Below are 6,480 nucleotides of genomic sequence, written 5' to 3' on the forward strand. Positions count from 1 at the left end.
TTATGACTGAGGCGTGAGGATTTGATGATTTTCTAACTTAATCTGTAACTCCTATATTTTTGCTCTCAAGTGAGAAATCTAAAATCTGCTACCATTTTGCTTCGAGGAGTCAGAGAAAATATTTATCGTTAAAACTACTTATAAGTTTAAGTTAGCAGATGCAAAACTTTCGGAATTATTATCAGATTCTAGATGTTTCTAAAGATGCTTCAGTGGATGAAATCAAGAAAGCATATAGGAGACTGGCGCGACAATTTCATCCAGATGTAAATCCAGGTAGTAAAGAGGCAGAAGAAAAGTTTAAAGATATTAATGAAGCCTACGATATTTTATCAGATTTAGAGAAACGGGTAGAGTACGATAAGTTTATTCGATATTGGAAACCGAAGGGAATTGCCAGTAGGATGGGGGTGCGGGTTCCTGATTTTAGAAATTGGGGAGATAATCTTTCTGGGAATGTAGGTAAGTCAGAAAAAGATGTAGATGTTAGTGATTTTTCAGATTTTAATACTTTTGTAGATCAAATGTTGGGTCGTCGTCGGGAAGTTAGGACTCCGGCAACAGCAACAAAACCAAAAACTCAGCCATCAAGTGTTTATCGCCCTGGTCAGAAAAAGGCTGTTTATAAAGCAACCGAACGGGAACCAAAAAAGGATATTGAGGCCAGATTGACTTTGCCTTTGGAAAAGGCTTATGTGGGAGGGATTGAGAAAATACGCTTGGAAGATGGACGCTCGATAGAGGTAAATATGCCGGCAGCTATGATTAGTGGTCAAAGAGTTCGTCTGAAAAATCAGGGTATTGGTGGGGGAGATTTGTATTTGAAGATTACAGTTGCTCCTCATGGTTTTTATCAGTTGGAGGGGGCGGACATTTTTTGTGAGTTGCCTATTACTCCTGTGGAGGCTGTTTTGGGTGGGGATATTGAAGTCCCCACTTTGGATGGTTGGGTCAAGATGAAGTTGCCGGGGGGGGTTGTTTCTGGTCAACGTTTACGACTTGCTAGTAAGGGGTATCCTGATGGGAGGGGCGATCGTGGCGATCAGTTGGTGGAGATTAAGATTGTCACTCCGAAGGAACCTAGTCAAGAGGAGTTGGAGATATATCAGAAGTTACGGGAAGTTGAGAAGTTTAAGCCACGGAAAGATTTGCCTGTTTGATTTGGCTTATAGCTACAGGATTTGCTTTCGGGTGAGTTTATTTCTTTATATCTGACATTTAGATTTTTTGTTGAATAAAAATTCATGCTTAAGTACGAGCAGAGACTAATATATCAATATTATCATGATTTTTTCGGGGATGCAACCTGACTAGGGTTTGCTGAAAAAGTTTTTTGGTAAGGGTAGGAGTAGGAGTCAGGGGGAATGGGAATTACAGAGGAGGTAGGTGAAGAATTGTCTGAGATTTTTCTGCCCTTATCTGCTGAAAATGTCAGCTTTTTGAGCTTGAGCGAGGGTTTTTTCGAGGAAAAAAGGCTAAAGCATTTACAGATAAAGGCTTTAGTATTTTTTTGTCCTTAAAAAGTGCTAGCTTTTCGGTGGAAAGAGCTGCATAAAGCTAATATTTTGGGATGATTATGGCAGAAAAATCGAGGGACAATTTTTCCGACTACCTCCTCTATAATTCCCCTGACTCCTGACTCCTACCCTTACCCATAAGACTTGATCGGCAAACCCTAATTAATCAGGATGTTTTTTTGAAGCTCCATAAAATGATAATTAATTTGATTTGAGGCGATCGCTCAGAGTCTTCTAGTGGAAAATTTTTGCTTAGATAGTTAGATGACATTCATCAGCGAATCTGCTGTATCAATTGCCTGTTGATATTCTGCCAATTTATAATAAGCATTACCCCGATAATTAATTATATGCTGGGGCGTGACTAGAATCTAACTCTAAAACCTTAGTAAAATATTCAACTGCCTTTCTATAATTTTCCAACTTAATAGAAGTCAAACCTGGATGATAATAAGCATCAACAAATTCGGGATTCAAATCTACAACATAACCAAAATCAATAACCGCATCCTGATATTTTTCTTGATTAAATGTCTGTATTGCCCGTTGATAACAAGAGTCTATTACGCTCAAATTTTTCTCCTTATCTAAACCAACCATGCACCGATTAATTTGAGTAATAAATTCCACATCTAGAGGCAGTAAACTATAGGCGACTACATCCAATTTTTCCCGTTCATTCTCTACGGAAATATAACGGGAACTTAGCTAATACTCTTGGGCAAAATCTAACATTTTTTCTGCCAAACTATGATTTGATAAATCATTCAAAGCAACAGCAATATTCCCAGCAAATTCTGGTACTAATTCTTTTATTTCTAAGGAAGCTACGTTCTTCTTAAAAGGGTAGGAATAATTAATTGTTGCTAGAGAATATTTACACCTTTAGACTTGATCTTGGTAGCAATAAAAAGGTTGTTTGCCTCTGGCAAAAGCTCCAGTTATCAGTCATCAGTCAACAGTCGACAATTAATATTTTAATATTTTCAACTTATGATTTAATATGAAATATGGTTATACATTTATCGGATTTGCTACTTGCCATCAAGACAGACCTTGCTCAGTATACTCTTAAATAATTATTCATATTTTTACTGAAATAATTAATAATTAAACAATTAAATAATTAGATTATTCAAGCCTTGAAGCCTCCCCTTGGATAGGGCAAAAAAGCGGTCGTTTGCGGAGCAGTCCGTTAGGATGGGATGCCGAGGTCTCCTCGGCATATCCAATCGACCAAGAGAATAAATTTTTTCCTTAAACGTCAATCCTCTCCCTAAAAGGGAGAGGTAATTATCAATTATCCATTATCAATTATCCATTAATGAATACTCCCCCACTCCCCTACTCAAGGAAGCATAGAAAGTTTTTTATATTTGGTATTTAAGACTTGCTTTTCACAGAGTTGGAAAGCTGAAAAGAGGATACTTTAGATTTTAAAAATTTTGCAGATTGAGAAATTTGTTTGCAGAAAAGTTAACAGTATGAATGAGATTTGTAGAGACGTTCCATAAAGGGTCTCTACAGAATTTTTTAGGGAGGAAAAATACTTCCCACCCAATAAAAAGTAATAGTTAGGGTTTGCTGAAAAAAGCAGAGTGTGGGAAGTTTGGGGAGTATGGGGAGACAGAGAAAGTAGGAGGAATAATTGTAGCTGTATCTTTCTGTGCTTGTCTACCTTTCATCCTAAATTTTTCAGCTTGAGTGAGGAAAAATTTACACTTTTTTTCGCTCCAAAAAGGCACTTACCTTCATAAGTGAGTGCTTTTAGATTTAATCAGCAAACCCTAGTTATATATCACTGCTGAAACTGACGAGCGCCGAATAGATTTTCCTTTGCTGTTTCATCCATCTTTTTCACCCGACTTTCATTTAAAATTGCTAAACCACGAGTCACCCCAGGTCGTTGACTAACAGTTTCAAACCATCGCTTTAAATTAGGAAAGTCTGCTAAATTTTGCCCTTGCTTTTCGTGGGATACTATCCAAGGATATATTGCTATATCGGCGATAGAATAATCTCCCGCTACATATTCAAATTGGGATAGTTGTAGATCCAATACTCGATATAAACGAGATGTTTCTTTTGTATATCTTTCAATGGCATAGGGAATTTTTTCGGGTGCATATTGACGAAAATGATGAGCTTGCCCTAACATTGGCCCGACACCACCCATTTGAAACATTAACCATTGAATAACTCTGTAGCGATCGCGTGGGTTTTCTGGAATAAAGCGACCTGTTTTTTCTGCTAAATAAAGCAAAATAGCTCCTGACTCAAATATAGAAATGGGATTACCATCAGGCCCGTTGAGGTCAACAATAGCAGGCATTTTATTGTTAGGGCTAATTTTGAGAAATTCTGGTTGAAACTGGTCTCCAGCCATAATATTAATAGGAATTAAATTATAGGGAATTTCTGTTTCTTCGAGCATGATACTCACTTTCCAACCATTAGGAGTCGGCCAGTAGTATAAGTCTAGGGTCATAATATAAAAAGCTCCAATTTTTGTCTAATTTTTTGTCAGCATACAGCTATTAGCTATTAGTTTTCAGCAATTAATTTATTCTTTTTAAAGGAATACTTAGAGTTGAAAGATTGAGAGAAAATTAAACGTTACTCTAAAAGCGTTCTTTGTTAATCTTTCTCATTAATTAGGGTTTGCTGAATAAGTCTTTTATTGAGGAAAGGAGTCAGGAGCTAGGGGGAATAATTATCCTTTGGTCTTTCAGCGCTTAGGATTCCAAAATCCTAACTTTTTGAAATTAATTCCAGATATAAAATCAAGATATAAAATCAAGATATAAAATTAAAAATTTCACCCCTCCTATTGCCTATTACCTAATTTCCTGACTTATGTTTTTATAGCGCTACGCATTAAGGTTAGGACATTTATAAATCCTCAAATCCTTTGATAGTCTCCTGTTCCCAGTTAAGTGTTCCCTATTCCCGATTCAAGTAGCGCTATATCAAAACTTTACAGCAAGTCTAATAGTTTTGAGTTTTTTAGTTTTCCTAAGCTATGATTATCCTGCTATAGGATTTTTTATTAATTAAAACTTATATTTTTGCGTCCTATACCATCAAATAAATCGAGCATTTTTTCTCGCCAAGCATAAACTGGGTCGCTAGTTTCTAATAGTTGTTTGGGAGACATAGCACGAGCAAATTGAAAATTTGAAAATACTAGATAATCAGCATAATTCGGTTTTTCTCCTGCTAAGAAAGGTTGCTGATTGATTGTGTTTCTTAAAGGCTCTATAAAAGTTCTAAAATTATTAATTTCGTCTTCTGTAACATCCTTAAATTCTTCTAGAGTCTTACCAAAACAACTTTCACGACTTTCTCGAAAATAAGGCTGATCTTTAGGATCGATATTTTCAAATACATCGTATAAGATTATTGGTACTAAAACTCCAAATAAACTGTTATTCCAAGCGTCAATAAACATGGTTTGAGCTTTTGCTTCAGCACTGCCAAATAAAGAAGGTTGATCTAGATAAGTTTCCTCTAAGTAGTTAGCAATATTCAAAGAGTCATAAACTACTTTATCTCCCTTATTTTGATCAACAATTACAGGAACTTTGTCCTGATTAGAGAAAGCGATCACCTCTTTTTCTGTCAGTCGCCAGGGAATAATTTCTACTTCTAAATTTTTGTGTGCTAGAGCCATGCGAATTCTCCAGCAGAAGGGACTAAAAGCTCTGTTTTCTTCTGCTGTAACTAGGTCGTACAGTTTAATTGCCATAGATTCTTTAACCTTGAGAACTTGTAACTACATGATTAACTCTATCAGCATCTTTGCTTTTGAGTAAACTTATTTTTTGATTATTTTTTCAATTAAAACAAAGCTATTATTATAGCAATAATCAGCAACTTTGTGGAAATTAATAATCAAGCATAATGCCCCTCGTTTTCCCCTAATGAACCTGAATAAGGAAAATTTAATCAGGAAAACTAATATAGAAGAGAAAAAAATTATTTCCTATAAAACAGTAAGAATTCAGCTCTAGCGCAGTTAGCTAGTATCCTGAATCCTAACTGCATTAACAGCAAATAATGAATAATTCCTTATAAGCTTAAAGAAGTGTAGTTTGGCAGTAACTTTTAATTCTATCTCAATTTCAAAGGTTGCTTTGCTCTCCTCCTCTCATCAATAGCTGATGCCTAATAACTGATGGCTGAATTATTACATAAAACCTGCCAATAATTAAAAATTTTACCTAATAGCTGAAGTACATGAAAATCAAAATTTTTTAAATATTTTTTTGTGGGAGTTTGGTCAGTTTAAAGGTTTGGAGACCAAACAGGTTTGGAAACCAAACCCCTACTCTATAAACTCTTTCTATTTCCCACCATAATAAAAGGCAATTTCCTTTTCCTTTTAAAGGTTTGGAGACCCAACAGGTTTGGAAACCAAACCCCTACTCTATAAACTCTTTCTATTTCCCACCATAATAAAAGGCAATTTCCTTTTCCTTCAATTCAGCAAAATCTGCATTTTTCAACATATTATTTAACTCATCTTGAGAAATATGCTTTGCTCCAATACGCACAATACGAGACCGCATTGTATTACTAACCCCGCTCCTTTGTCGTTGACCTTCTAATGCCATAACCTTCTGATAAAGGTCGAGCTTTGCTGATGGAATAGGAGACCCATCTAAATCTATTCCTTTAGCGATCGCCTCATCAACCGCATCTGCTCCAGTAGTTGATGCACCTGTAGAATTTATTTCCGAAGACATAGCCATAAAGTATTGAGTTTACATAATTATTTTATCTGCTTAAGGAGTAATTTTTTCAAATCCATTCAATCTCAAATTTCAGCCATAGCAAACTCCGTCAATTTTCTGATATCTGGAAATTGACAACCCAAGACAATTTCACTCTTAGGAACACCCAACTCCCTCGACTCATTAACTATTCTTGGCATTGAAATTACTTTTTTTTTACACAAAAA

6 protein-coding genes are annotated in these 6,480 nt (G+C 35.7%); 1 reads left to right on the forward strand and 5 read right to left on the reverse strand.

Translation table 11 applies throughout. From position 1 onward, the window contains the following. Positions 1–158 precede the first annotated feature (158 nt). Positions 159–1,160, forward strand: a complete 1,002-nt coding sequence (locus ACP6PM_RS08230; protein WP_426583539.1) for a DnaJ C-terminal domain-containing protein — start codon at positions 159–161, stop codon at positions 1,158–1,160. Positions 1,161–1,859: 699 nt separating this feature from the next. On the opposite strand, the gene ACP6PM_RS08235 is transcribed toward ACP6PM_RS08230, so the two are convergent. The 5 genes from ACP6PM_RS08235 to ACP6PM_RS08255 form a co-directional block, all read right to left on the reverse strand. Further along, positions 1,860–2,183 carry a tetratricopeptide repeat protein gene (locus ACP6PM_RS08235; RefSeq protein ID WP_426583541.1) on the reverse strand — a complete coding sequence of 108 codons (324 nt, stop codon included), beginning with the start codon at positions 2,181–2,183 and terminating at the stop codon, positions 1,860–1,862. A 1,132-nt stretch (positions 2,184–3,315) separates the two neighbouring features. Continuing rightward, positions 3,316–4,005, reverse strand: coding sequence for a glutathione S-transferase N-terminal domain-containing protein (locus tag ACP6PM_RS08240; RefSeq protein ID WP_426583543.1), 690 nt, complete (start codon positions 4,003–4,005; stop codon positions 3,316–3,318). 561 nt (positions 4,006–4,566) lie between these two features. After that, positions 4,567–5,265: a glutathione S-transferase family protein gene (locus tag ACP6PM_RS08245; protein WP_426583545.1), complete on the reverse strand. Its 699-nt coding sequence runs from the start codon at positions 5,263–5,265 to the stop codon at positions 4,567–4,569. Between the two features lie 694 nt (positions 5,266–5,959). Next, positions 5,960–6,265, reverse strand: a complete 306-nt coding sequence (locus tag ACP6PM_RS08250; protein WP_426583547.1) for a small RNA NsiR4-regulated ssr1528 family protein — start codon at positions 6,263–6,265, stop codon at positions 5,960–5,962. 71 nt (positions 6,266–6,336) lie between these two features. After that, a complete protein-coding gene (locus ACP6PM_RS08255) occupies positions 6,337–6,453 on the reverse strand; it encodes an element excision factor XisI family protein (protein ID WP_426583551.1) in 117 nt (38 codons plus the stop codon). Between the last annotated feature and the right edge of the window lie 27 nt (positions 6,454–6,480).

This window comes from Dapis brunnea BLCC-M229 (assembly GCF_050015995.1).
GTDB lineage: Bacteria > Cyanobacteriota > Cyanobacteriia > Cyanobacteriales > Microcoleaceae > Trichodesmium.